Source organism: Sphingosinicella sp., from assembly GCF_041916975.1.
Classification (GTDB): Bacteria; Pseudomonadota; Alphaproteobacteria; order Sphingomonadales; family Sphingomonadaceae; genus Sphingosinicella.
In genome coordinates this window covers 2475842-2501268 of the sequence record NZ_JAYRYK010000001.1, presented here as the reverse complement: position 1 = coordinate 2501268, position 25427 = coordinate 2475842, and the positions used below count along the sequence as shown (strand labels likewise).

26 protein-coding genes and 2 tRNA genes are annotated in these 25427 nt (G+C 66.2%); 7 read left to right on the top strand and 21 right to left on the bottom strand.

Translation table 11 applies throughout. The features are described from left to right. Positions 1 to 27: 27 nt before the first annotated feature. The 5 genes from ACE3TJ_RS11950 to ACE3TJ_RS11930 all read right to left on the bottom strand — a co-directional run bounded on the left by ACE3TJ_RS11950 (position 28) and on the right by ACE3TJ_RS11930 (position 4279). Positions 28 to 114, bottom strand: a tRNA-Leu gene (locus ACE3TJ_RS11950). 156 nt (positions 115 to 270) lie between these two features. Then, positions 271 to 810 (bottom strand): CarD family transcriptional regulator, encoded by a 540-nt coding sequence (locus tag ACE3TJ_RS11945; RefSeq protein ID WP_374596377.1) that lies wholly within the window; start codon positions 808 to 810, stop codon positions 271 to 273. 266 nt (positions 811 to 1076) lie between these two features. Next, positions 1077 to 1406 carry a ferredoxin FdxA gene (fdxA, locus tag ACE3TJ_RS11940; protein WP_374596375.1) on the bottom strand — a complete coding sequence of 110 codons (330 nt, stop codon included), beginning with the start codon at positions 1404 to 1406 and terminating at the stop codon, positions 1077 to 1079. A 42-nt stretch (positions 1407 to 1448) separates the two neighbouring features. Beyond that, entirely contained in the window at positions 1449 to 1760 is a 312-nt protein-coding gene (locus tag ACE3TJ_RS11935) for an RNA-binding S4 domain-containing protein (protein ID WP_374596373.1), read from the bottom strand. Further along, entirely contained in the window at positions 1760 to 4279 is a 2520-nt protein-coding gene (locus tag ACE3TJ_RS11930; protein ID WP_374596371.1) for a helicase-related protein, read from the bottom strand. The genes ACE3TJ_RS11935 and ACE3TJ_RS11930 overlap by 1 nt, the downstream gene beginning before the upstream one ends. Positions 4280 to 4637: 358 nt before the next feature. On the opposite strand from ACE3TJ_RS11930, the gene ACE3TJ_RS11925 reads away from it, so the two are divergent. Next, entirely contained in the window at positions 4638 to 6116 is a 1479-nt protein-coding gene (locus ACE3TJ_RS11925) for a peptidoglycan DD-metalloendopeptidase family protein (RefSeq protein ID WP_374596369.1), read from the top strand. A gap of 14 nt (positions 6117 to 6130) precedes the next feature. Here ACE3TJ_RS11925 and ACE3TJ_RS11920 read toward each other — a convergent pair whose 3' ends face one another. Genes ACE3TJ_RS11920 through thrC form a run of 4 tightly spaced genes read right to left on the bottom strand, consistent with a single transcriptional unit; the run spans position 6131 to position 10120 of the window. After that, the gene (locus ACE3TJ_RS11920) at positions 6131 to 6643 is read right to left on the bottom strand and encodes a GNAT family N-acetyltransferase (RefSeq protein WP_374596367.1); all 513 of its coding nucleotides are present in this window, start codon (positions 6641 to 6643) and stop codon (positions 6131 to 6133) included. Next, on the bottom strand, positions 6640 to 7500 hold the full coding sequence (locus ACE3TJ_RS11915; protein ID WP_374596365.1) for a class I SAM-dependent methyltransferase: 861 nt from the start codon (positions 7498 to 7500) through the stop codon (positions 6640 to 6642). The genes ACE3TJ_RS11920 and ACE3TJ_RS11915 overlap by 4 nt, the downstream gene beginning before the upstream one ends. Then, a complete protein-coding gene (locus ACE3TJ_RS11910; RefSeq protein ID WP_374596363.1) occupies positions 7500 to 8726 on the bottom strand; it encodes a M16 family metallopeptidase in 1227 nt (408 codons plus the stop codon). The genes ACE3TJ_RS11915 and ACE3TJ_RS11910 overlap by 1 nt, the downstream gene beginning before the upstream one ends. Continuing rightward, complete coding sequence (gene thrC, locus ACE3TJ_RS11905) at positions 8723 to 10120, bottom strand: threonine synthase (RefSeq protein WP_374596361.1); 1398 nt, start codon at positions 10118 to 10120, stop codon at positions 8723 to 8725. Before thrC ends, ACE3TJ_RS11910 begins: the two co-directional genes overlap by 4 nt. Positions 10121 to 10269: 149 nt before the next feature. Between thrC and ACE3TJ_RS11900 the strand changes: the two genes are divergently transcribed. The 3 genes from ACE3TJ_RS11900 to ACE3TJ_RS11890 are packed head-to-tail and all read left to right on the top strand — an operon-like array spanning position 10270 to position 11706. Then, positions 10270 to 10677 carry a hypothetical protein gene (locus ACE3TJ_RS11900; protein WP_374596359.1) on the top strand — a complete coding sequence of 136 codons (408 nt, stop codon included), beginning with the start codon at positions 10270 to 10272 and terminating at the stop codon, positions 10675 to 10677. Between the two features lie 46 nt (positions 10678 to 10723). Beyond that, entirely contained in the window at positions 10724 to 11242 is a 519-nt protein-coding gene (locus ACE3TJ_RS11895; RefSeq protein ID WP_374596357.1) for a hypothetical protein, read from the top strand. Next, complete coding sequence (locus tag ACE3TJ_RS11890) at positions 11242 to 11706, top strand: DUF421 domain-containing protein (RefSeq protein WP_374596355.1); 465 nt, start codon at positions 11242 to 11244, stop codon at positions 11704 to 11706. Before ACE3TJ_RS11895 ends, ACE3TJ_RS11890 begins: the two co-directional genes overlap by 1 nt. Before the next feature lie 441 nt (positions 11707 to 12147). On the opposite strand, the gene ACE3TJ_RS11885 is transcribed toward ACE3TJ_RS11890, so the two are convergent. From ACE3TJ_RS11885 to ACE3TJ_RS11845, 9 genes are all read right to left on the bottom strand, one after another. Next, positions 12148 to 12822 carry a fumarylacetoacetate hydrolase family protein gene (locus ACE3TJ_RS11885; RefSeq protein ID WP_374596352.1) on the bottom strand — a complete coding sequence of 225 codons (675 nt, stop codon included), beginning with the start codon at positions 12820 to 12822 and terminating at the stop codon, positions 12148 to 12150. Next, on the bottom strand, positions 12822 to 13412 hold the full coding sequence (locus ACE3TJ_RS11880; RefSeq protein WP_374596350.1) for an SURF1 family protein: 591 nt from the start codon (positions 13410 to 13412) through the stop codon (positions 12822 to 12824). Before ACE3TJ_RS11880 ends, ACE3TJ_RS11885 begins: the two co-directional genes overlap by 1 nt. After that, positions 13412 to 13804 carry a DUF983 domain-containing protein gene (locus tag ACE3TJ_RS11875; RefSeq protein ID WP_374596348.1) on the bottom strand — a complete coding sequence of 131 codons (393 nt, stop codon included), beginning with the start codon at positions 13802 to 13804 and terminating at the stop codon, positions 13412 to 13414. The genes ACE3TJ_RS11880 and ACE3TJ_RS11875 overlap by 1 nt, the downstream gene beginning before the upstream one ends. Beyond that, positions 13804 to 14631 (bottom strand): cytochrome c oxidase subunit 3, encoded by an 828-nt coding sequence (locus ACE3TJ_RS11870; protein WP_121047109.1) that lies wholly within the window; start codon positions 14629 to 14631, stop codon positions 13804 to 13806. Before ACE3TJ_RS11870 ends, ACE3TJ_RS11875 begins: the two co-directional genes overlap by 1 nt. Positions 14632 to 14635: 4 nt before the next feature. After that, positions 14636 to 15226, bottom strand: a complete 591-nt coding sequence (locus tag ACE3TJ_RS11865; RefSeq protein ID WP_374596345.1) for a cytochrome c oxidase assembly protein — start codon at positions 15224 to 15226, stop codon at positions 14636 to 14638. A gap of 112 nt (positions 15227 to 15338) precedes the next feature. Then, positions 15339 to 16256: a heme o synthase gene (locus tag ACE3TJ_RS11860; RefSeq protein WP_374596343.1), complete on the bottom strand. Its 918-nt coding sequence runs from the start codon at positions 16254 to 16256 to the stop codon at positions 15339 to 15341. A gap of 10 nt (positions 16257 to 16266) precedes the next feature. Next, positions 16267 to 17928, bottom strand: coding sequence for a cytochrome c oxidase subunit I (gene ctaD, locus ACE3TJ_RS11855; RefSeq protein ID WP_374596341.1), 1662 nt, complete (start codon positions 17926 to 17928; stop codon positions 16267 to 16269). A gap of 27 nt (positions 17929 to 17955) precedes the next feature. Then, positions 17956 to 18993: a cytochrome c oxidase subunit II gene (coxB, locus tag ACE3TJ_RS11850; RefSeq protein WP_374596339.1), complete on the bottom strand. Its 1038-nt coding sequence runs from the start codon at positions 18991 to 18993 to the stop codon at positions 17956 to 17958. A gap of 145 nt (positions 18994 to 19138) precedes the next feature. Continuing rightward, complete coding sequence (locus ACE3TJ_RS11845) at positions 19139 to 19957, bottom strand: crotonase/enoyl-CoA hydratase family protein (RefSeq protein ID WP_374596337.1); 819 nt, start codon at positions 19955 to 19957, stop codon at positions 19139 to 19141. A gap of 33 nt (positions 19958 to 19990) precedes the next feature. On the opposite strand from ACE3TJ_RS11845, the gene ACE3TJ_RS11840 reads away from it, so the two are divergent. Both ACE3TJ_RS11840 and ACE3TJ_RS11835 read left to right on the top strand, forming a co-directional pair. After that, on the top strand, positions 19991 to 20449 hold the full coding sequence (locus tag ACE3TJ_RS11840; protein ID WP_374596335.1) for a (2Fe-2S)-binding protein: 459 nt from the start codon (positions 19991 to 19993) through the stop codon (positions 20447 to 20449). A 92-nt stretch (positions 20450 to 20541) separates the two neighbouring features. After that, a complete protein-coding gene (locus tag ACE3TJ_RS11835) occupies positions 20542 to 22200 on the top strand; it encodes a SulP family inorganic anion transporter (protein WP_374596333.1) in 1659 nt (552 codons plus the stop codon). On the opposite strand, the gene ACE3TJ_RS11830 is transcribed toward ACE3TJ_RS11835, so the two are convergent. Further along, positions 22174 to 23133 carry an NAD(P)H-dependent flavin oxidoreductase gene (locus ACE3TJ_RS11830; protein ID WP_374596331.1) on the bottom strand — a complete coding sequence of 320 codons (960 nt, stop codon included), beginning with the start codon at positions 23131 to 23133 and terminating at the stop codon, positions 22174 to 22176. The genes ACE3TJ_RS11835 and ACE3TJ_RS11830 overlap by 27 nt on opposite strands. A gap of 125 nt (positions 23134 to 23258) precedes the next feature. On the opposite strand from ACE3TJ_RS11830, the gene ACE3TJ_RS11825 reads away from it, so the two are divergent. Then, positions 23259 to 23696, top strand: a complete 438-nt coding sequence (locus tag ACE3TJ_RS11825) for an MgtC/SapB family protein (protein WP_374596329.1) — start codon at positions 23259 to 23261, stop codon at positions 23694 to 23696. A gap of 14 nt (positions 23697 to 23710) precedes the next feature. Here ACE3TJ_RS11825 and ACE3TJ_RS11820 read toward each other — a convergent pair whose 3' ends face one another. Beyond that, positions 23711 to 25153, bottom strand: a complete 1443-nt coding sequence (locus ACE3TJ_RS11820; protein WP_374596327.1) for an aldehyde dehydrogenase family protein — start codon at positions 25151 to 25153, stop codon at positions 23711 to 23713. A 137-nt stretch (positions 25154 to 25290) separates the two neighbouring features. After that, a tRNA-Met gene (locus ACE3TJ_RS11815) sits at positions 25291 to 25367 on the bottom strand. Positions 25368 to 25427: the final 60 nt, after the last annotated feature.

Here is a 25427-nt window from a genome sequence, read left to right as displayed (position 1 = left end):
GGCAAAGGAATCAGCAAGCTCACTGAATGGTGCGGTCGAGAAGACTCGAACTTCCACGGCCTTTCGGCCACAGCGACCTCAACGCTGCGCGTCTACCAGTTCCGCCACGACCGCACGTGAAAAGCAGGGCGCGTTTGCGCTCTGCCGACTGGCAAGGCGGGCGCTCTAGCAGGGAAATTCTGTTGCCGCAACAGGGGAAGCGCAAAGTCGGCAACGAAAAAGGGCGACCCTTTCGGATCGCCCTTTTTCAACTGAAAACAGATGCCGTCCTCAGGCCGCCACAGCGTCCTGCTGCGCCTTCGCGCCGGCCAGCTTCTTCATGAGCACTTCCTCGATCTTGGTCTGCGCCGCAGCCTCGTCGACGCCTTCCATGGCGGCGAGTTCGCGGGCGAGACGGCCGATCGCAGCTTCGTAGATCTGGCGCTCAGAGTAGCTCTGCTCGGGCTGGTCCTCGGCTCGGTGCAGGTCGCGAACCACCTCGGCGATCGACACGAGGTCGCCCGAGTTGATCTTCGCTTCATATTCCTGCGCGCGGCGCGACCACATGGTGCGCTTCACCTTGGGCTTGCCCTTCAGCGTCGTCATCGCATCGGCGAGCGTCGCCTGGCTCGAAAGCTTGCGCATACCCACGGCTTCGGCCTTGTTCATGGGGACGCGGAGCGTCATGCGCTCCTTTTCGAAGCGCAGCACATAGAGCTCCAGCTTTGCGCCCGCGATTTCGGTCGCCTGGAGTTCGACAATCCGGCCGACGCCATGCTTCGGATAAACGACATGGTCGCCAACGCTGAAGCCAGGTGCCTTTGCTGCCATAGATTTGGTTCCTTCGTCAGATGTTCAAAGAGCGCGGACGTGCCCCGATCGGCCGGGTGCACGGAAAATTCAGATTGTCCTGCCGCGACCCTGCGTTCGGGCGGGCGGCCGGCAGGTACGACCGCGCGCGGTTGATTATACAAAGCAAGAGCGCCGTTCAGGGAGCTAAAAAGCCCGCAAAACTGCGCTCAACGAAGCTTATATAACAGAAAAGTGACGTCGGCGCTACGCCGAATCTGCGTCAATCAGGCGCAGCCGGAGCGAAATCAGCCCGGATTGGAAGAAAAATACTTCTCGAACTTGCCCGCTTCGCCCTTGTGGGCGTCCGCATCATCGGGCGCATCCTTCTTGGCCGTGATGTTCGGCCACTGCGCCGAATAGGTGGCGTTCAGCTCCAGCCACTGGTCAAGCCCGTCTTCGGTATCCGGCAGAATCGCCTCGGCCGGGCATTCCGGTTCGCACACGCCGCAATCGATGCACTCGTTGGGGTTGATGACGAGCATGTTCTCGCCCTCGTAGAAGCAATCCACCGGGCAGACTTCCACGCAGTCCATATACTTGCACTTGATGCAGGCTTCGGTCACCACATAGGTCATCGCGTGTCACCTTCAAAACGGACGGCGTGTTTCCCGCGTCTGCTACACAGCGACGGTGGCCGGCGTCAATCCACCTGAGTCCGGCGAGAGATCGGTGTAGAGTTGGCGCGCCTCGGAATAAGGGCCGCGCCGTTCGGCGAGCGCTTCTACCCGCACGATATGGACCTCCCCGCCGCGCGTGTAGCTGAGCACGGCGCCGGGCCGCACACGCGCCGAGGCGCGGTCGATAACTCGGCCGTCCATGCGGAGGCGGCGGCTTTCGCAAAGGTTCTGCGCTTCACTGCGGGACTGGGTGCAGCGCGCGTACCAGAGCCATTTGTCGAGACGAAGCGCGGGTCCGAATACCAAGGGCATCATCCTTTCTTCATGCTGGCGAGAACGGCGAAGGGCGAATGATTTTGCGGGGCGGCGCGGGGGGCGGCGCGTTTCGCCGGCACCCCGCGCCATGCGAAGGTGGTGCGGCCTTCCTGCTGCACGCTGCGGTAGCCGAGCGCGCGCATCAGCTGGCTGAAGCTCTTCTGCGAAAGGCCGAGGCTTTGCATCCATAGCGCATCGGGTACGAACGGCGTGGAGCCGCGGCGCTGCTTGTGAAGCGCCTTCACCAGGCGCTCGACCATGTCGACACGGACGGCGTCGGTGACGATCGGCCAGAAGCCGGCGACCTCGTAGAAAGCGCGCGGGGTGTTTTCGTCGATGGGTACGGAAACCCGCCCAGGTGCTGGCGGCGGGGGCGCGGTTTCGAGGCCACTGCTGACCGCCCAGAGCGCGAGGCGCCAGCGTGTCGGCTCGGGGCGGAGGAGATCGGGGAAGTAGACATGGGTGGCGCCCACCCGGACGCCGCTGCGGTAGAGGAGCGCGTTGTCGGCCTCGCCGAGGTCGGAGAGGAGGGGGAGCGTTGGGGCGCGGGCGAGACAACCGAGACCCTGCGTCAACTGGACGACGAGGCCGCGGAGCGCTGGGGAGGCGTCTCGGTCGACGCGGGCCTTGAGTTTCAGGAGGGGGCCGAGGTGACGCTCGACACGCCCGGCGAACCACGCTTCGAGCCGAACACGCACGGCAGCGCGCGAGGCGGGATCGAGATCGGCGAGGCTGCGATCGAGCCGCACACGCGGGCTGAGCGGATCGGGGCCGCGCGAGAGATAGCCGACGCGTGCGCCGTTCCAGAGGATGCGCGGCGGCAGCGACCCATTGAATTCGAGCGCAAGCGCCGCGTCCTCGCAGGCCGCGAGCAGCCCCGCGCGGCGCACCAGCTCGCCCGCGAGGCGGCGTTCCGCGGCGGCAAGCAACCGGCGCTTCTCGCCCGCCCGCGCGGCCGGATCGGCTTCAAAACGGAAACCGGTCAAACGCCCGATCTCCTCGCCGCCCACAACGACAGCGCCGTCCTCGTCGATCTCGGTGGGCAGCAGATGGCCACGCGCCGAAAGCTCGCGCATCAGCACCGAGGTGCGGCGATCGACGAAACGCTGCGTCAGCCGCTGATGGAGCGCATCCGACAGCCGATCCTCGATCTCTCGCGAACGCTGCGTCCAGGCCTGCGGATCGACGAGCCAATCCGGCCGGTGCGCCGCGAACGTCCATGTGCGCGCGGCGGCGATGCGGTTCGCCAGCACCTCGATATCGCCCTGCACATCATCGAGCCGCGCCAGCTCCCCCGCCACCCAGTCCGTGGGAATCCGCCCCGTGCCCTCGGTAAGATGGCCATAGATGCGCGCGATGAACCGGGCGTGCGTGTCCGGCCCCGTCTTGCGATAATCGGGGAGACCGCACACGGCCCACAGGCGTTGCAACCGCGCCGGGCTGTTGGCGCGCGCGATGATCCAGTCTTCGCGGGCAAGGCGCTTCAGCACCTGGAAATCGACCTCGTCGTCGGAGCGGGTGAGCCGCGCGTGCTCCGGCCGCACGCCAAGCGAGGCAATGAGCCGCCCGAGCGAACCGAAATCGAGCCGCGCGTTGCGCCACACCAGCCGCTCGAGCGCGGGGAACGTATGCGCCTCGATCGCCTCCACCTCGGCGGGCTCGAAAACAGGCCCGTCGTCGTCGCTCATGGCGAGCGGGCCGAAGCTGCCGTCGGTCTGATAACGCCCGGCGCGCCCCGCGATCTGCGCCATTTCGGCGGGACGCAGCCGCCGCACGCGCTTGCCATCGAACTTGGTGAGCGCGGCGAAGGCGACGTGCGCGATATCCATGTTGAGGCCCATGCCGATGGCGTCCGTCGCCACCAGATAATCGACCTCTCCCGACTGGTAGAGCTCCACCTGCGCGTTGCGCGTGCGCGGGGACAGCCCGCCCATCACCACCGCCGCGCCACCCTTCTGCCGACGGATCATCTCGGCGAGGCCGTAAACATCCTCCGCGCTGAACGCGACGACCGCGCTGCGCTTGGGCAGGCGCGAAAGCTTTTTCGGGCCCACGTAGCTGAGCGTCGAATAGCGCGGGCGGCCGACGATTTCCGCATCCGGCAGCAGCGCACGCACGATCGGCCGGATCGTATCGGACCCCAGGATCATCGTTTCATCGCGCCCGCGCACGTGGAGCAGCCGATCGGTGAACACGTGCCCGCGCTCGGCGTCCGCACCGAGCTGCGCCTCGTCGAGCGCGACGAAGGCGACATCCTTGTCCATCGGCATCGATTCGGCCGTACACAGGAAATAGCGCGCACCGGCGGGCACGATCTTTTCCTCGCCGGTGACGAGTGCGACCTGCGCGGCGCCCTTTATCTGCACCACCCGGTCGTAGACCTCGCGCGCGAGCAGGCGCAGCGGAAAGCCGATCATGCCGCTGGAATAGGCGCACATGCGGGTAACGGCGAGGTGGGTCTTGCCCGTGTTGGTGGGCCCGAGAACGGCGGTGACGGAGCGGTCAGTGCCGCTCATGGGCACGCTTCCTGGCGAGGTGCGACGAACGCCGATTTCGGTTCGGTGCGCTCACGAAACAGCACATCTCCTCAACACACAACATATGGTGTCACTGATCCTATTCACACGCAAGCGACGAAACGATGAAACGAATCGTTTCGGATGCGCCCAACGGTTCGCCGCTTGAATCCTGTCGCTTCATCGCAGCCACGGCGCTTAACCCCCCGTGTTAAATTGACATTAAGCACCATGACCGACACTTTGCGGCTCGCGGGAAGGGCGATTTTCGGCCATTTCCCAATTGATGGGTCGCACGCAGATGAATGACCGCACCAGCGGTGACATCTGCGTTTTTGAAAATTGGGGCGGGGGCTTCGTGTTTCAACCCACCACACGCGCCTTTGAAGGCGCGACATTCTCGATCCCGGCGCCCTCGGCGCAGGTTCCCTTTGCGTCTGCAAAGCCGACGCGCGCGGCCGGTATGCGCGGCGTGGATATCGTCGTCGATCTCGGCGCCGAAATCGGCACGAAGCGCTGGTGGCGCGGCATGGGCACGCTTGGCGCGATGCTTGCCGTTGCGACCACCGTGGCGTTCCATCCCGCGCCGATCGTGAAGCCCGCCCAGCCCGAACTCGCCCCCACGCAGCTCGCCGCGCTCGACACGATTTCCATCGCCCCACTCGCGAAGAGCCCGCAGGGCCTCGCCTTCCACCAGCCCACCGCCCGCGTCACCGCGCTCGCCGAGCCGCCGGAGCGCCCGCGCATCGAGGTGACCGCGCGCCTGCGCGATGTCGACAGCTTCAACGGCGCGCTGCGCCGTGCCGGCGTTTCCGCAGCGGATGTCGCCAACGTGGCGCTGCTCGTTGCCGGCCATACGGACGTGAAATCGCTGAAGCCCGGCGCCGCGGTCGATCTCGTGCTCGGCCGCCGCACCGACAAATCGCAGCCGCGCCCGCTCGAATCGCTCGCCTTCCGCGCCGCGTTCGACCTGCGCCTCGAAGTGAACCGCAGCCAGGCGGGCGACCTGATCGTGACGCGCGACGAGATCGCGGTCGACGACAGCCCGCTCGTCGTTGCCGGCGATGTCGGCGGCAGCCTCTACCAGTCCGCACGCGCCTTCGGTCTGCCGAGCCGTGTCGTTGCCAGCTACATCAAGGCGCTGAGCCCCAAGGTGAATTTCCAGCGCGACGTCAGCTCGCGTGACAGCTTCCAGATGGTCGTGGAGCACCGCCGCGCCGAAACCGGCGAGACCGAGACCGGCAACCTCATCTACGCGAAGCTTGGCGGCAAGCGCGACGTCGAGCTGCTGCGCTGGGTCCACAACGGCCGCACCAAGTTCTTCCTCGCCGACGGCTCCTCGGCCGTTGAGGGCATGATCAAGTCGCCGGTGGCGGGCGCCCGCTTCAGCTCCGGCTTCGGCACGCGTTTCCACCCGATCCTGAAGCGCGCGCGGATGCACGCGGGCGTCGACTTCGCGGCGCGCAGCGGCACGCCGGTGATGTCCACCGCGCCCGGCACCGTGATCTTCGCGGGCCGCAACGGCGGCTACGGCAACCAGGTGCAGGTGCGCCACGCGAGCGGCATCGTCACCACCTACAGCCACCTTTCGCGCATCGCATCGCGCAGCGGCCAGCGCGTCGGCGCGGGCGACGTGATCGGCAATGTCGGCTCCACCGGCCTCTCGACCGGCCCGCACCTCCACTACGAGGTCCACATCGCCGGCCGGCCCGTGAACCCGCGCTCCGCGAAGCTGCCGATCCAGGAGCAGCTGGAAGGCCAGGAACTCGCCCGCTTCAAGTCCGAGCTGCAGCGTATGCGGCAGATGAAGCCGATCGCGGTGAGCCACGACGCGTAGGGCGCTGCGCTCCCTTACAGTTCCAGCCGCATGAAAACCGTTCCGGCGACGGGCGTTTCGTAATAGGCCTCTGCCTGCGCGAACCCGAAGCGACGATAAAGCTGCTGTGCTGCTTGCATCGTCGGCAGCGTGTCCAGCCATATCTCCCGATAACCGCGTGAACGCGCCGTTTCGATGAGCCGCTCGAGAAGCGTCCTGCCGACACCCATGCTCCGGGCTTCCGGACGAACGAAGAGCCGCTTTATTTCGCACGCATCATGACCAGGCATGGCGCGCAACGCCGCGCAGGCCAGAGGGCACCCATCCTCTGTTGTCGCGAGCAGCAGTTCGCCGCCGGGCGGCGCGTATTTGCCGGGCAGACCGGCAAGCTCGGGCTCGAAATCCTGATAGGCGAGATCGACATCGAGCGACGCCTCGTATTCACGAAAAAGCCGCCGGATAGCATCGAGCGAAGCGAGCGTTCGAACCGCTTCGATGGTGAATGCACGCGCCGTGTCGTTGCCTTGGAAACGCGTGCCCTTGCTCACCGCGACCAGCGGGCGAAGATCGCCGTGGGGAGCAGTAGGCCTCGGGCTTCCTCGCGAATCGTCATTTCGCCCGCTTCCAAGTTTCCGCCGAGCGGGCGGGTGACCTCCTCGGCGAGGTTTGCGATGGCGATGGCGGAGAGGCGGACGGCATAGGCCGTGAGGACGAGGAATTTCGAGCGATCATCCAGCAGCGCGGCGCACGCCGCCATCAGCGCGGCGAGCTTTTCGTCGAGCTCCCACACTTCGCCCTTGGGCCCGCGCCCGTATTTGGGCGGATCGAGGATGATGCCGGCGTAGCGGCGGCCGCGGCGCACCTCGCGCTCCACGAACTTCAGCGCATCGTCGATGATCCAGCGAATGGGCGCGTCGCCGAGGCCGGAGAGCTTCTGGTTTTCCACCGCCGCGGCGACCGCCTTTTTGGACGCATCGACATGCGTGACGCGTGCGCCCTTCGCCGCCATCACGAGGCTGGCGACGCCGGTGTAGCCGAACAGGTTGAGCACTTCGTCGCCCGGCGCGACACGGTCCGCGATCCAATCCCATTGCGGGGCCATGTCCGGGAAGAAGGCGAGGTGGCGGAACGGCGTGTTCGAGGCCCAGAATTTCACGCCGCCGCGCGATAGCGGCCAGCTTGGCGGGACTTTCGGGGAAAGCGTCCATCGGCCGCCGCCTTCGGCGTCCGATCCGCCAACGAACTCACCGTCGGCACGCCAATCGGCCGTGGCGGGCGCCCACATCGCCTGCGGTTCCGGGCGGATGAAACGCCACGGGCCGTAACGTTCGAGCTTGCGGCCGTGACCACTGTCGACGAGGCCGAAATCGGCCCAGGGTTCGGTGACGAGCGTGGCGAGCGCCATCAGGCCGCGAGCGCCTTCTCGGCCGCCCCCACGGAGGCGCGCGCCGACGGCCCGGCGAGCATCGCGGCACCCGCGGCGCGGGCCGCCTCCAGCGTCACCGCGTCGATCTCGGCGACGACTTCGGCGGGCTCGACAAGGCGGCCGCAGAGTGCAAGCTGCCGCGCCACATAGCTTGCCTGCCCCTCGGTGCTTTCAAGGCTCATCAGCAGCCCGGCCTTCACGAGCGCGCGCGCGCGCTCAAGCTCGGCGGGCTGGAGCCCTGTCACCGCACCGGCCAGTTCCTCGCGGACGAGCGCCATCGCCGCCGCGGCCTCGCGCCGCTCGGTGGCGAGGTAGATGTAGAACAGCCCGGCATCGTCGAAGGCCTGCAACGCGGCGTAGATGCTGTAGGCAAGGCCGCGCTCCTCGCGCACCGACTGGAACAGGCGCGAGGACATGCCGCCGCCCACGGCCTCCGCGAACAGACGCGCGGCGAAATAATCGGGGGCGAGCGCGCGCGGCGCATCGAAGCCGAGCGCAAGGTGCGCCTGCTCGAAGCGGCGCGGGTCCGCCGAAATGCCGCCCACGAACAGCGCAGGCTCTGGAAGCGTGGGTTCGGCGTGCGGGAGATCGCCGAAGCGGACCGCGGCGAGATCGACGAGCGCGTCGTGATCGACCTTTCCGGCCGCAACCAGCATCATCCCGCCGGGGCGATAGCGCCGCTGCCACGCAAGCAGATCAGCGCGGGCAAGGCCACCGACGCTCGCCTCGTCGCCAAGGATCGAGCGGCCGAGCGGCTGGCCCGGGAAGGCGACGGACTGGAGATTGTCGAAAATGATATCGCCCGGCGTATCGCGCGCCTCGCCGAGTTCCTGCAGCACGACGCGCTTTTCGCGCTCGAGTTCCTCGTCGTCGAAATGCGGTAGGCGCACGAGATCCGCGATGATGCCGGTGCCGAGCGCGAGATCGTCCGCGAGCAGGCGGGCGGAGAACACGGTCGTCTCGCGGCTCGTCGCGGCGTTGAGCTCGCCGCCCACGTCCTCGATCGCCTCGGCAATGGCGCGTGCGCTGCGGCCGCCCGCGCCCTTGAACACCATGTGCTCGAAAAGGTGCGCGAGGCCGTTTTCGCGCGCGCGCTCATGGCGCGAGCCGATGTCCGCGAACAGGCCCACCGACACCGTTTCGACGCTCGGCATCTCGCGCGTCGCCACGCGAAGCCCGTTCGCGAGCGTCGAGAGACGCATCATCTGGGCGTTGCCCTCGCCGTGACGAAATCGCGGACGGCGGCGTAGTCGCCGGGAAGCGACGTGAAGCTTTCCTCGCGGTCGAAGAGGCCGGAGAGGCGCGCGGGGAGCACGGGGCGCACGCCGGTCGCGCGCTCGACGGCGTCGCGGAACTTCGCCGGGTGCGCGGTCGCCAGCGTGACGACGGGAATGGCGGGATCAAGATCGGCGGCGCGCGCGGCGGCAAGGCCGATCGCGGTGTGCGGATCGATGATGTTGCCGGCCTTTTCGGAAGCCCAGCGCAGCGTGAGCGCCATCTCGTCCTCATCGACGCGGTAGCTTGTGAAGCGCTCCGCAGCCTGGGCGCGCATGTCGGCAGGGATTTCGAGCATCTTCGCGGCGTCGAACGCTTTCATCATCGCGGTGAGCTTGGCGCCGTCGCGGCCCGCGAGATCGAACAGCAGACGTTCGAAATTGCTCGACACCTGAATGTCCATCGAGGGCGCGGCGGTGGGCGTGACCGTGCCGGCGGAGTAATCACCGGCGGAGAGCGCGCGGTGGAGGATGTCGTTGATGTTGGTCGCAACGATCAGCCGCGCGACGGGGAGCCCCATGCGCGCCGCGACATAGCCCGCGAACACGTCGCCGAAATTGCCCGTCGGCACCGAGAAGGCGACCGCGCGGTGCGGCGCGCCGAGGCGGACGGCGGCGTAGAAATAATAGACGACCTGCGCCATCAGGCGCGCCCAGTTGATCGAGTTGACCGCGCTGATCTCGAAGCGGCCGGTCACGTCCGTGTCGCCGAACATGCGCTTCACCATCGCCTGCGCGTCGTCGAACGTGCCGGAGATCGCGATGTTGTGGATATTGGGCGCCATCACCGTGGTCATCTGGCGGCGCTGCACGTCGCTGACGCGACCTTCCGGGTGCAGCATGAACACGTCGACATGCTCGCGGCCCGCGAGCGCCTGGATCGCGGCGGAACCGGTGTCGCCGGAGGTGGCGCCGACGATCGTGAGATGCCGACCGGCACCTTCAAGGAAATGCTCGAACAGCAGGCCGAGGAACTGCAGCGCGACGTCCTTGAACGCCAGCGTCGGACCGTGGAACAGCTCGAGCAGGAAATGGCGTTCATCAAGCTGGACGAGCGGCGTCACCGCGGCGTGATTGAAACTCGCGTAGGCTTCATCGATCAGGCGCTTGAGATCAGCGTCCGCAATCGAATCGCCGGTGAAGCGGCGGCAGATCGCGAAAGCCGTGTCGGCGTAGCTGAGACCGGAGAGCGCAGCGATCTCGTCCTTCGAGAACACCGGCCATTCTTCCGGTACGTAAAGTCCGCCGTCCGACGCGAGACCGGCGAGCGTGACGCCCCGAAAATCGAGTGCGGGTGCTCCCCCGCGCGTGCTGATGTACCGCATGACCGCGCGGACTTATCGGGAAGCGGCGGACACCGCAACAAATAGCGCACAATCCGGCGCTATTCCCGATCTTCATGGCCCGGAAAACAGAAAATATGGGCGCGCACGGGAATGCGGCTTTCATACACGCGAAAGCGAGGAGAGTGGATGTGGCGCGCGGCAACCCCGGAATGTGTATCGTGAACCCGGCGCTGGTGGCGGATATCGCACCGCTGACCGGATCGCAGAGCGATATCATGCGCCGCGCGGGCATCAGCTGGAACAGCTGGATCAAGGTCTGTGCGGGCCTGCCCATCCGGGTTTCCGTCGGGCGGCGCCTGAAGGCGCGGATCCTGCTGCGCGCGCACGAGAGCGAGAACCTGCGCCGCCGATTTCCGGCAGAAACGATGGACGGCATTGATCGCGCGGCGCTCGACGCGGCGTTCCTGCGTCCCGTTGCCCCCGCCGCATCGGCGGACCTGATCGCGCTTCCGCCGATCCGCTCGATCCGGCGCGCGCGGCAGTTGCTCGTCGGGCGCTACCCGGGCGCAGCATACGGCGGCGCCGCGCTTTCCTGAGCGGGAACCTTCCGCCCCTTCCGGGATTGTGCCCCCGGAGAGACACATGGGCGACCGCTACCCAGACGGCATCTCGGAAACGCACCTCACGCGCCGCTGGCCGCGGAGTGCGAGCCCGCTATCGTTCCTCGTTCTCGCCGCCATCATCCTGATCGCGGTTTCAGGCGCGCTCGGCGGCTTTCCGAACCCCTCGCAGAGCACAGCCGGGCCGAAGGCGCGGCTGACGCTGGAAGCGCCCAAAATCGCGCGCAGCGGCATGGTTTTCGAAATGCGTATGCGCATCGACGCCGCGAACGCGATCGCGCGGCCCGTGATCGCAGTATCTCCGCGCTACTGGCACGAGCTGACGATCAACACGATGATCCCCGCCGCGGCCGACGAAAGCTATGGACGCGGCGGCTACCGCTTCGAGTACGCGCCGCTGGCGGCGGGAGACACGCTGCTCATCAAGGTGGACGGGCAGATCAACCCGGCACTCGTCGGCGGCACCGCGGGCCACGTCACGCTCTACGACGGAGAGACGCCCCTCGCCGCGCTTGCGACACGGCTGGAGGTGCGCCCCTGATGGATATCGTGCTGCGCGCCTCGGCCGTCTTCGTCATTCTCTATTTGCTGCTGCGCCTGCTCGGGAAGCGCGAGCTTGGCCAACTGACGCCGTTCGAGCTGCTGGTGATGATCGTGATGGGCGATCTCATTCAGCAGGGCGTGACGCACAATGATTTCAGCCTCACCGGCGCGATGCTCGCTGTCGCCACCTTCGGCTTCCTCGCATTGCTGCTCAGTTGGATCACATACATGTTCCCCGCCATGGAGCGCCTGCTCGACGGCGAGCCGCGCGTCGTCGTGCGCGACGGCGCGATCATCACGGACAATTTGCGGCGGGATCGCATGACCCGCGCGGAGCTCGAATCGGAGATGCGCCTCGCGGGGATCGCCTCGCTGAAGGATGTCGCGTGGGCGATCATCGAGCCGCAGGGCAAGATCAGCTTCATCAAGGCAGAGGGGCGCGATCGGAGGGATCAGGCGTAGCTTTGAAACCAGCGATTGCAGACGGCACGGCTATATGCAGACGGTCCCGTACATGCTGGTGATATCTGTCACTTTTCCCTCTTCAGCGGACCAATACACGGACCAGACTTTACTTCCGCAACCGATGAAGCGGCTCAATTCCGCTTTTGAACGGCCATTTGGGTATGTCGTGATTTCAAACCCCTGAGATTCCAAGTCAGACACAAGCTTGGCCTCGGAACTTCCAGTCGGATAGCTGTTCTCGATCCGTGCGCGGAAGACCTGTTTGCCGGATGCGAACTTAGACGACATCCCTTGTGCCAGGGGCGGCAGAGAAAAGTCTGATACTCGCCATACAAACCAGCCGAAACTTCCGCCAATAACCAAGATCATGGCAATGATGGCAGTGAGGCACCCTCGTTTTAGCATGGGCTGGCACCGCATCGGCCACAGAGGATCGATTTAGGCAGAGAAGCGGACCTCGACGGGCGCCGTGCCCGCGATCTCGGCGACCACCGTTTCACCCGCCACGATCGGCCCGACGCCGGCAGGCGTGCCGGTGAAGATGAGGTCGCCGGGGGCGAGCGCCACGTAGGTGGAGAGCTTGGAAATCACCTCGGCGACGTTCCAGATCATCTGCGAGAGATCGCCGTTCTGGCGGAGGTCGCCGTTCACACGGAGCGTGATCGCACCCGCAGCGGGCGGCGCGCCGGGCGTCAACGCGCCGACGGGCGCAGAGGCATCGAAGCCTTTCGCCATATCCCACGGGCGGCCCTTGGCCTTCGCATCAGCCTGCAGATCGCGGCGCGTGAGATCGATGCCGACCGCGTAGCCGAAGATCATGGCCGCCGCGTCCTCCACCGCCACGTCGCTGCCGCCCGCGCCGAGCGCGACGACGAGTTCGACCTCGTGGTGGAGATTGCTCGTCTGGCTTGGGAACGGCAGCGTCGCGCCGCTTTCGACGACCGCATCGGCGGGCTTCGAGAAGAAGAAGGGCTGCTCGCGATCGGGGTTCGAGCCCATCTCACGCGCGTGATCGGCATAGTTCTGGCCGACGCAGAAGATGCGCCGCACGGGGAAGCGCTGTGTGCTGCCCGCAATCGCGATCGTCGGCACCTCGACCTTCGGCAAATCCATCACTTCCCCCGTCTGAACCGCGACACGTAGACCGCATAGATGATGCCGAGCGTGGCGGCAAAGGCGAACCACTGCACGGCATAGGCCATGTGATTGTTGGGTATATCTTCAGGCGAAGGCGGCGCGCTCGGCTCCAGCGGCGCAGGCGCAGCCTCGGAGACGAGCGTGTAGCGCGGCCCCTCGCCACCCGTGCGGACGAGCGTGCCGGTGACGGCGAACGCGCCTTTGGGTGGCCATGGCGCCGCAAGTTTCGTCCAGCCATCGGGGCGATCGGACCAGCCGGAATCGACGAGGATCGGCCCCGCTGCATCGCACAGCAGCAGCATCGAAAAGCCGACCTTCCCGGCCGCGTTCTTGCCGCTGCGGCCTTTCGCGGACGGATCGGCACACTCCACCATCAGGCGGACGCGGCGAAACTCCAGATCATCGGAAAGGCTGGAAGTTTCGAGAACCGGCAGCTTCGCCTGCGCTTCCAGCCGCGCGAGCAGATCGGCTTTCCATTCCGCGCGGTGCAGCTGCCAGAAGCCGAGGCCGATCATCACCGGCACCATCACGGCGACCATCAGCGTGGGCAGCAGCGGCAGGCGCATCAGCGATCAGACTTGTCGCTGAGCCGGCCCTCCGCGGCCTCGTTCCGGAATTCGAGCGCGAGCAGGATCGCCTTGCCGACGCGCAGGCCCCACACGGTGAGCACGACGAGGATCGGCGGCCAGAGCAGCGCATGAACCCACCACGGCGGATGCACGCCGAACTCCAGCCACATGGCGAGACCGACGACGAGGAACCCGAGCAGGAAGATCAGGAACGCGGCAGGCCCATCCCCGACATTGAAGCCGGCGATATCGAGCCCGCACGCCGGGCAGCGATCCGTGAATTCAAGGAGATTGCGGTAGAGCCTGCCCTTGCCGCAGCGCGGGCAGCAGCCCTTGAGCGCGGCCCGGACCGGGTCGACAGCGCCGACGCCGTCCGGGCCCGAAGTCATTAGTGACCCGCGACGACCGCCGCGCCGAAGTCGCTGCCCCAGACGTAGATCGCTACGAACAGGAACAGCCACACGACGTCGACGAAGTGCCAGTACCAAGCTGCGGCTTCGAAACCGAAGTGCTGCTTCGGCGTGAAATCGCCCTTGTAAGTGCGGATGAGGCAGACGATCAGGAAGATCGTGCCGACGATGACGTGGAAGCCGTGGAAGCCGGTCGCCATGTAGAAGGTGGCGCCGTAGATGTTGCCGGCCATGCCGAAGGCGGCGTGGCTGTATTCATACGCCTGCACGCACGAGAAGATGAAGCCGAGGATCACCGTGAGCCACAGGCCCTTCTTCAGCCCCTCGCGGTCGCCGTGGATGAGCGCATGGTGCGCCCACGTGACCGTCGTGCCCGAAAGCAGCAGGATGAGCGTGTTGAGCAGCGGGTAGACGAAGGGATCGAGCACCTCGATACCGTGCGGCGGCCAGACGCCGCCAACCGCCTCGCCCGTGTCCGGGTACAGCGCGGCATCGAAATAAGCCCAGAACCAGGCGACGAAGAACATGACTTCGGAGGCGATGAACAGGATCATGCCATAGCGGTGATGAAGCTGCACCACCGGCGTGTGATCGCCCGTGTTCGCTTCGCGGATCACGTCCGACCACCAGCTGTAGAAGGTGAACAGCACAAAGGCGAAGCCAAGGAAGAAGACCCAGCCGCCCCACGCCTGCTCATGCATCCAGCCCACACCGCCGGCCGCCATCGTCAGCGCCGAGAACGCGCCGATGAGCGGCCACGGGCTCGGCGGCAGGATGTGGAAGTCGTGGTTCTTGGCACCGGCCATGGTCTTACCCCTGTGTTCCGTCGGCCGCCTTCACGGCCGTATTGGCTGCTGTCTTATTCGTCTCTTCTTCCTGTGGGAAGAAGGTATAGCTGAGCGTGATCTCGTCGATCCGGCGCGCGCTCGCGTCTTCCAGAATCGCCGGGTCGATGTAGTAGCTGACCGGCATATCCACCGTCTCGCCGGGCTGCAGCGTCTGCTGATCGAAGCAGAAACAGTGGATCTTCATGAAATAGCCGCCAGCCGTATCGGGCGAGACGTTGTAGGTCGCCATGCCGGTGATCGGCTTGTCGGTGAGATTGGTGGCTTGATAGAATGCCATCTTGCGCTCGCCGATGCGGACCGTCGCCTGCGTCTGCACGGGCTTGAAGGTCCACGCGAGGCCGGGCGCGATGTTCGCGTCGAAGCGCACCTTGATGACCTTGTCGACCGCATTCGGGACCGCGTTCTCATCCACGCGCATCGTGGTGCCGCCGAAGCCGGTGACCTGGCAGAACAGGCGGTAGAGCGGCACGCTCGCATAGGCGAGGCCGAGCATCGCCACCGCGACGCCGCCGGCGATGAGGCCGGTGCGGTGGATGCCGCGCTCGCCGCTCATCCCATCCTCGCGATCGTGATGGCGTAGAACAGCACGGCAAGCCCGATGAGAACCGCGCCGAGCACGAAATTGCGGCTCTTCCGCTTTTTCTGGAGGTCGTCGTCCGCCACGATCAAGCCAGCAGCCAGCGATCGGCGACAAGCGCGCCGAACATGACGAAGAGATAGAGGACGGAGAAGGCGAACAGACGGCGTTCCGGGCGCATCGCGGCAGGATCGGTCGCGCTGTTGCGGAATACCGCGACCGCGAGCGCCATGAAAACCGCACCGAGGATAGCCGCCGTCATGCCGTAAATCGCGCCGGTGAGGTGCATCGCCCACGGCACGAGGCTGACGCCGATGAGGAGCGGCGTGTAGGCGAGGATCTGGCCCCGCGTGACGCGCGCCCCGTGCGTCACGGGCAGCATCGGCACGCCCGCGTTCGCATAGTCACCGCGCACAAAGAGCGCGAGGCTCCAGAAATGCGGGGGCGTCCACAGGAAGATGAGCGCGAAGAGGAGGATGGGGAGCGCGGTCACGTCGCCCGTGACGGCCGCCCAGCCGATCACCGGCGGGAAAGCGCCTGCGGCGCCGCCGATGACGATGTTCTGCGGCGTGCGGCGCTTCAACCACACCGTGTAAACGAACACGTAGAACAGGATGGAAACGGTGAGGAGCGCGGCGGCGGCCATGTTCACGGCGAGCGCCATCACCGCGACCGCGCCGATCGCAAGGCTGACGGCGAAGCCGAAGGCCGAGGCCGGATCGATGCGGCCCGCAGGTATCGGACGGTTCGCCGTGCGCTTCATGCGCGCGTCGAGATCGGCCTCGTACCACATGTTGAGCGCGCCAGAGGCGCCGGCCGCGACCGCGATGCAGAGTACCGCGGTGAAGCCGATCACGGGATGAATATGGCCGGGCGCCGCCAGCAGGCCGCAAAGCCCGGTGAAGACGACAAGCGTCATCACGCGCGGCTTCAAGAGCGCGAAATAGTCGCGCCAGTCAGCGAAGTCGCTGACCGGCGTGACGGAGACGGCGGGTACGCTGGCCACCAGAGCTGCCCTACTTGATTTCCGGCAGCGTCTCGAACTGGTGGAACGGCGGCGGCGAGGACAGCGTCCACTCGAGCGTCGTTGCACCCTCACCCCACGGATTGTCGGCAGCTTTCTTGCCGCCGATCAGCGAGATGATGACGTTCACGAAGAAGAACAGCATGCCGACGGCCATGATCACGTAGCCGAGCGACGCGATGTGGTTCCAGTAGGCGAACGCATCCGGATAATCCGGGTAGCGGCGCGGCATACCGTCCTGGCCGAGGAAGTGCATCGGGAAGAACATCACGTTCACGCCGATGAAGAAAACCCAGAAGTGCAGCTTGCCGAGGACCTCGTTGTACATCCGGCCCGACATCTTCGGGAACCAGTAGTAGAAGCCCGCGAACAGCGCGAACACCGCGCCGAGCGACAGCACGTAGTGGAAGTGCGCGACGACGTAGTAGGTGTCGTGCATGATCGTATCGACGCCGGCGTTCGACAGAACGACACCGGTGACACCGCCGAGCGTGAACATGATGATGAAGCCGATCGCCCACAGCATCGGGGTTTCGAAGCTGATCGAGCCGCCCCACATCGTGGCGATCCACGAGAAGATCTTGATGCCCGTGGGCACCGCGATGATCATCGTCGCCGCCGTGAAGTAGAGCTTCACGTTCACGTCGAGGCCGACCGTGTACATGTGGTGTGCCCACACGATGAAGCCGATGAAGCCGATCGCCACCATCGCATAGGCCATGCCGAGGTAGCCGAAGGCAGGCTTGCGGCTGAACGTCGCCACGACCTGGCTGACGATGCCGAAGCCCGGCAGGATCATGATGTAGACTTCGGGGTGACCGAAGAACCAGAACAGGTGCTGGTAAAGCACCGGATCACCGCCGCCGGCCGGATCGAAGAAGGTCGTGCCGAAGTTGCGGTCCGTCAGCATCATGGTGATCGCGCCGGCGAGAACCGGAAGCGAGAGCAGCAGCAACCACGCGGTGACCAGCACCGACCACACGAACAGCGGCATCTTGTGCAGGGTCATGCCCGGCGCGCGCATGTTGAAGATGGTGGTGATGAAGTTGATCGCGCCGAGGATCGACGAGGCGCCCGCAAGGTGCAGCGAGAAGATCGCAAGATCGACCGCGGGCCCGGGGTGGCCGCTCGTCGAGAGCGTCGGATAGACCGTCCAGCCCGTGCCCGCGCCGTTGAAGCCTGCAGGCCCTTCGACGAACATCGAGGCGAGCAGCAGCAGGAAGGCGGGGATGATCAGCCAGAACGAGATGTTGTTCATGCGCGGGAACGCCATGTCCGGCGCGCCGATCATGATCGGAACGAACCAGTTGCCGAAGCCGCCGATCATCGCCGGCATCACCATGAAGAACACCATGATGAGACCGTGCGCGGTGATGAACGCGTTCCACATGTGATAGGCGGCATCGACGTTGCCGCCCGCCCACACCGGCAGGTACTGCATACCCGGCTCGGCGAGCTCGAGGCGCATGACGCCCGAGATCGCGCCGCCGATGATACCCGCGACGATCGCGAAGATCAGGTACAGCGTCCCGATGTCCTTGTGGTTCGTGGACAGGAACCAGCGGGCGAAGAAGCCCGGCGTGTGATGATCGTCGTGATGCGCGTGGGCGTGATCGCCGTGGGCGTCGTAGTGGGCGGCGGTGGTCTCGGCCATGAGTGTCGTTCCTACCCGAACTTGATCTTAAAGCGTTTCAGCGGCAGCGGCAGGCGCCGCTTCCGGTGCAGCAGCGGAGGCGGCAGCGGCATCAGCCGCGGGCGCCTCAGCGGCGGCGGGCGCAGCAGCAGCCGGTGCGGCAGCCGCGACCTCGACACCGGCATCGGCCTGGCGGGCGGCAACCCACGCATCGAACTTGTCCTGCGACACGACCTCGACCGCGATCGGCATGAAGCCGTGCTTGGTGCCGCAAAGCTCCGAGCACTGGCCGTAGTAGAGGCCTTCGCGCTCCGCCTTGAACCAGGTTTCGTTCACGCGGCCCGGAACGGCATCCATCTTCACCCAGAAGGCCGGAACCGCCCAGCTGTGGATCACGTCCGACGCGGTGAGGAGCACCTTCACCACGGCGCCAACGGGAACGACAACACGGTTATCGACCGCAAGGTTGCGCGGTTCGTTCGCCTTCGCGGCGTCCGCATCCGACAGCATCACCGAATCGAAGCCGAAGGCGCCCTGATCGGGATATTCGTAGCTCCAATACCACTGGTGGCCGGTCGCCTTGATCGTGAGATCGGCCTTCGGCGGATCATATTGCGCGGCGAGCAGCTTGAACGAGGGGATGGCGATGCCGACGAGCACGAGCACGGGCACCAGCGTCCAGACCACCTCGATCAGCACGTTGTGCGTCGTCTTCGAAGGGACGGGGTTCGCGCCGCGGCGGAAACGGATCATCGACCAGATCAGCAGCGCGAACACGAAGGCGGTGATGACGCCCATGATGAGAAGCAGCGCGGTGTTGAAATCCGAGCCGCGCTGACCAAGTTCGGTCACCTGCGGCTGAATGTGCCAGCCGCCCTGCGGCTGACCCACCGTGGCATCGGGCGCCGTGCCCATGTTCGCCAGATTGACGGCAGGTGCCGCCGTTTCCGCGACCGGAGCTGCAGCAGCCTGCTCGACCGTGCCGGCGGCCGGAGCCGCCGCATCCTGCGCCTGTGCCTGAACGGCGCCGAACGTCAGCGCCGCTGCGACTGCCAATGCCCTGAAACGGCTGTTGAATCCGCGCATCAAACCCCCACTTGTTCCAATACGGACAGCCGGCGCGCGAACGCACCGACGGAATCGATTTGGCGCGCCTTATAGATGCGCCCGGATTCGCGAACAAGCGATAGCTTGCCGCACCCGGCGCTTTCCGGCGCGCACGCCCTGCGCTTCAAACCGCATCCTCGAAGCGGGACGGGCGCTTCTGCAGCTGCGCGCCCACCGCCTCGCCGAGATCCTCGCCGGGCAGGAACGCCGAATTCCAGATCGCCACATAATCGAGCCCTTCGGCGATGCTCTGGTCGCGGCCGCGGTTCAGCACCGCCTTCGCGCCCTGAATGGCGACGGGCGATTTCGATGCGATCTCGCGCGCCAGCGCCTCGCCCGCAGCGATGGCTTCGTCGTGCGCGGCGAGCACGCGATTGAGGAAACCATGGCGCGCGGCCTCCTCCGCCATGAACCGCCGCCCCGTGTAGGTGAGCTCGCGCACCAGCCCCTGCGGCAGCAGGTGTGGGATGCGCTGCAGCGTGCCGACATCGGCAACGATGCCGACATTGATCTCCTGAATGCTGAAAAAGCAGTCCGCCGTGCCGATGCGGATATCGCAGGCCGTGACGAGATCGACGCCACCACCGATGCAGCCGCCCTGCACCACCGCGATCACCGGCGCCTTGCACTCGTCGATCACCGTGAAGCTCCGCTGCATCGCCTTAACCTTGCGGCGGAGCGCCAGCCGCTGCCGCGCGACCTCGCCATCTGCCGCGCCGAGCAGATCCGCGCCGGCCCATTCGAGATCGAGCCCCGCGGTGAAATGCCTGCCGGTCGAGACGATCAGCACCGCGCGCACCGACGGGTCCGCCTCGATCGCCTCGAAAACCTCCACGATCTCGGTCCAGAACGCTTCGGTCATGGTGTTGAGCGCCTCGGCCCGCGTCATCGTGACACGCGCGATTCCGTCCGCAACGGCGAGCGACAGCGTTTGCAGTTCCATTCGGGCACCTCTGCGTCTAAATCTCACCTCGTCATGACTCGCTTCACCATCAACGGCAATCCTGTCGCTTTTGACCTGCCGGCCGACACGCCGCTGCTGTGGGCACTGCGCGACGCCATGAACCTCACCGGCACCAAGTTCGGTTGCGGGGCGGGGCTTTGCGGCGCGTGCACGGTGCACATCGACGGGCAGGCACAGCGCAGCTGCCAGGTGAACATCGGCGACATCGAAGGCACCTTCGTCACCACGATCGAGGGCCTTTCGAAAGACGGCAGCCATCCCGTGCAGCAGGCGTGGATCGCAGAACAGGTGCCGCAGTGCGGCTATTGCCAGCCGGGCATGATCATGGCGGCGGCGGCGTTCCTGAAGGACACACCGAAGCCCACCGAAGACGATATCAAGACGGGGATCACCAACCTCTGCCGCTGCGGCACCTATCCGCGCATCAAGAAGGCGATCCTGCGGGCAGCGGGGACGCCGAAAGAGGGATAGGCCTGCCCACATTTTCCGGAACATTCCGGGATGATTTTGCCATAATTCAGGCCTAGCAAGAGGGCATTCCACGAGATTTTCGGGGGTTGCCCATGCGCGACGTCCTGCCCATCCAGTTCACGCCGAAGCTCGTGACCGTGCTTCGCGAAGGCTACGACATGGCGCGGCTGCGTGCCGATGCGCTCGCGGGGCTCACCGTCGCCATCGTCGCGCTGCCGCTCGCCATGGCGCTCGGCATCGCCAGCGGCGCCTCGCCCGACAAAGGGCTGGTGACGGCGGTCGTCGCCGGGCTCCTCATTTCGGCGCTCGGCGGTTCGCGTACGCAGATCGGCGGGCCGACAGGCGCGTTCGTCGTCGTCGTGTTCAATATCATCGCGCAGCACGGCTATGACGGGCTGGTGCTCGCCACGCTGATGGCGGGCGCGATCCTGCTCGTGGCGGGCTACGCGCGGCTCGGCAGCCTCATCAAGTTCATCCCGCACCCCGTCGTCACCGGCTTCACGGCCGGGATCGCCGTCATCATCGCGGCAACGCAGGTGAAGGATTTCCTCGGCCTCCGCATGGCCGAAGTGCCCGCCGATTTCCTGCCCAAACTCGCCGCCTATGCCGATGCGATCGGCACCATCGACATGGCGACGCTCGGCGTCGGCGCAGGCGCGCTCGCCATCATCATCGTGCTGCGCCGTACGGCGCCGAAGGTGCCGGGCTTCCTTGTCGCCGTGGTGGCGGCGGCGCTCGCCGTGTCGCTGCTCGGCCTTCCCGTCGATACGGTCGGCTCGCGTTTTCCCCATATCCCTTCCGGCCTTCCCGCGCCGCACATTCCGGCGCTCAGCCTTGCGAAGGTGACCGCCGTGCTTCCGGCGGCGTTCACGATCGCCTTCCTCGCGGGGATCGAGGCGCTGCTTTCCGCCGTCGTCGCCGACGGCATGACCGGCTATCGCCACCGCTCCAACCAGGAACTCGTGGGGCAAGGCGCGGCCAATCTCGCGTCCGCGCTCTTCGGCGGACTTCCGGCGACGGGCGCGATCGCGCGCACCGCGACCAACATCCGCGCCGGCGGACGCACGCCGGTTGCGGGCATATTCCACGCGCTGTTCCTGCTGCTGTTCATGGCCTTCGGCACGAAGCTGATGGGCTATATCCCGATGGCCGCGCTGGCGGCGATCCTGTTCATGGTGGCGTGGGGGATGAGCGAGTACGAGCGGCTGCTGCGTATCCGCGCGATGCCGATGGGCGACCGCGTGGTGCTGCTGCTCACCTTCGCGCTCACTGTGCTCGTCGATCTTACCGTCGCGATCGGTGTCGGCGTTACGCTCGCCTGCCTGATGTTCATGGAACGCATGAGCCGCACGGTGGCGGTGAAGGTCAACGAAGTGGAAACCGAGGATGCGGGGCAGCGCGACGACCTGCCGCCGGGCGTGGAAGTGTTCCGCATCACGGGGCCGTTCTTCTTCGGCGTCGCCTCCGATCTCGTGGAAACGCTGCGCCGCATGGGCCAGCCGCCGCGCGTCATCATCCTCAGGATGCGCGAGGTGCCGCTGCTCGACGCAAGCGGCGTGGAAGGCATCAAGGATTTCGTGAGCATGGCGAACCGGCACGGCGCAGAGGTGATCTTCTCGAACGTGCAGCCGCAGCCCGCGCAAGTGCTGCGCCGCAACGGCCTTGGCCCCCGCAGCGGCAAGGTGCGCTTTGCGCCCGACTATGCCGCCGCGCTGGCGATGGCCTCAGCCGAACGCGCGGAGTCGGCCTAGAGCCACCCGTGCCTCGGCAAGCGTGCGCTCGACAATCTCGGCGCAGCTGAGGATCTCATCGACGCCGCCGCCGCCCTGCCCCGCGGCGAGGCACTGCGTTGCCGGATCGATATCGAGGAGCCCCGCAATCGGCCCCAGACGGTTCGCCTGCGCCGCTTCCATCACCTGCAGCGGGAACGGCTTCAGGTCTTCGGGATGCCGATCGAAATAGTCTGTCGTCTCGTTGGCGATGGCGCGCAGCGTCTTGCCGGTGAAGCCGCGGCTGATCGTGGTCGAGGTGTCGCGCATGGCGACGATCGCGTCCTTGTAGGCCTGGCCCGCGTGCGCTTCGTGGCTGGCGATGAAGCGCGTGCCCATCCACACGCCCTGGCATCCGAAGGCGAGCGCCGCGGCGAGCCCGCGCCCATCGTAAAGTCCGCCCGCAGCGATCACCGGCACGTCGACGGCATCGACGCATTGCGGCCAGAGCGCCGCGCTCGCCACCTTGCCGGTGTGCCCGCCGCCTTCCGTGCCCTGCGCGATCACCGCGTCGCAGCCCGCCGCCGCGGCCTTCACGGCATGGCCCACCGTGCCGCACATCGACATGACGACGATGCCGGCGGCTTTGAGCTGCGTGAGGATCGGCGTCGGCACGCCGAGCCCGGCGATGAACGCCTTCGCGCCTTCCGCGATGATCACATCGACGCTCTCGGTGAGTGTTTCGGGCTGCGCGGCGAGGAGATCGACGCCGAAGGGCTTGTCGGTCAGATCCTTCACGCGCTTCATCTGGTCGCGGATGAACGCGGGGCTCGTGCCCGCCATACCGAGCGAGCCGAACCCGCCCGCATTCGAAACCGCCGCGCACACCTCCGCATAGGAAACGCCGCCCATCCCGGCGAGCAGGATCGGGTGTTCGATGCCGAGCAGGTCGCAGATCGGTGTACGAAGGGACATTCAGGGTCTCCGGCTGTCACAACCGGGCGGAGTATGTGATGTGATCGGCGCGGCGCGTAGCTCGCGTTCCTGATAAGCTGCGAATAGCGAGGGGAACCTTTGCGCGCCACGGCAATTCAGCACCCATGACTTGGGAGGAAATCGCCATACGGCTCGGCGCCGCGACCGCGATCGGGCTTGCGTTCGGTTTCGATCGGGAGATGCGCGGGCATGAAGCGGGGCTTCGCACACACGCGCTCGTTGCGCTCAGCTCTGCGATGATCGTGATTTCGTCCCTGATGCTGTTCGAAGCGCACCGCAGCGAGAACTCACAGCCTGATCCGCTGCGCGCAATCGAAGGCCTCGCGCAGGCGGTGGGCTTCATCGCGGCGGGACTGATCTTCGTGAGCGGGGACAAGGTGAAGAACCTGACGACCGCCGCAAATCTCTGGCTCTGCGCCGCCGTCGGCATCGCGTGTGGGGCCGGGCAGGTGCCGCTCGTGGTGATCGGCACGCTGCTCGGGCTCACGGTACTCGTCGTGCTGCGCATCCTTTACCGGGTGGTGCCGGACGCGCAGGACTGATTATTCGACCGCGTCTATTCGGCCGCAATCGTCTCGCCGTAGCCGATCATCGCCTTGGTTTCGAGGAATTCGCCGAAGGCATGATCGCCCCACTCGCGGCCGTTGCCGGACTGCTTGTAGCCGCCGAACGGTGCCATCAGATCGCTGCCGGCGCCGTTGATGATGACCTGCCCGGCACGAAGCTGCGACGCGATCTCGCGTGCCTTCTCGATGTCCGTCGATTGCACGTAGGCGGCGAGGCCGTAAACGGTGTCGTTGCCCTCGTCGATCGCACGGTCGAGATTGTCGTAGCCGAGGATCGAGATGACCGGGCCGAAGATCTCCTCGCGCGCGACCGTCATGTCGTTGGTGACGTTCGCGAACACGGTGGGCTTCACGTAATAGCCGGTTTCAAGCCCCTCGGGCTTGCCGGTGCCGCCCGCGACAAGCTCGGCGCCTTCGTCGATGCCCTTCTGGATGAGGCCCTGGATCTTGGTCCACTGCAGCTCGGAGACGACCGGCCCCATGCGCGCGTTGCCGTTCGGATCGCCCGGCGCCCACGCGTCGGCGGTCGCCTTCGCCACCGTCTTCGCCTCGTCCATGCGGCCGGCGGGGACGAACATGCGCGTCGGCGCGTTGCACGACTGACCGGAATTGTTGAAGACGTGCGCGACGCCGCGCTTCACGGCATCGCCGAAGCCTTCGTCATCGAGCAGGATGTTGGGCGACTTGCCGCCGAGTTCCTGCGCGACGCGCTTCACGGTCGGGGCGGCAGCCTTCGCGACTTCGACGCCCGCGCGTGTCGAGCCGGTGAAGCTCACCATGTCGACATCCGGGTGCGAGGAGATTGCCGCGCCAACGCTCGGCCCATCGCCGTTCACGAGATTGTAGACGCCCTTCGGCACACCCGCCGCGTGCAGGATCTCCGTCCACAGCCACGCCGAGAACGGCGCGATTTCGGAGGGCTTCAGCACCATCGTGCAGCCCGTCGCAAGCGCGGGCGCGACCTTGCAGGCGATCTGGTTGATCGGCCAGTTCCAAGGCGTGATGAAACCGCACACGCCGACCGGCTCCTTGGCGATCATCGTCGTGCCGCGCGGCTCGTGGAACTTGTAGGTTTTCAGAACCTCGATCGCGGTGTGCAGATGCCCGGCGCCGATCGCCGCCTGCGCGCTCTTCGCGAGCCACGCCGGCGCGCCCATTTCCTCGGTGATCGCTTCGGCCATCTCGCCGCTGCGCTTCATGTATTCGGCGAGGACCGCCTGCAGAAGCTCGAGCCGCTCGGCGCGGCTGGTGCGCGAGAAGCTGCGGAACGCCGCCTTCGCGGCCTTCACGGCACGGTCGACGTCTTCCGCGGAGCCGAGACTGATGCGTCCGGCGACAGCTTCGGTGGCGGGATTGAGAACGTCGAGAGTCTTCGCGGCGCCCGCGGGATCGACCCATTCGCCGTTGATGTAGAATTTCAGATAGTCACGCATGGCTCGCTCCATCGCATTTGTGGATTTGAACAAGCCTTAGCGCGATTCGGGGGCGCTCCGCACCCCTTTCGAGTGGCAGGACGCATATCGCCGAAAACAAAAAAACGCCCCGGAGGGCGTTTCTTTTGTCGCGACGTTGGTTGCGGGAGTAGGATTTGAACCTACGACCTTCAGGTTATGAGCCTGACGAGCTACCGGGCTGCTCCATCCCGCGTCAACACTGTGTCCGACAGGTCCGGACCTTCAGGTCCGCAAGGCCGCCCGCAGTGAAGCG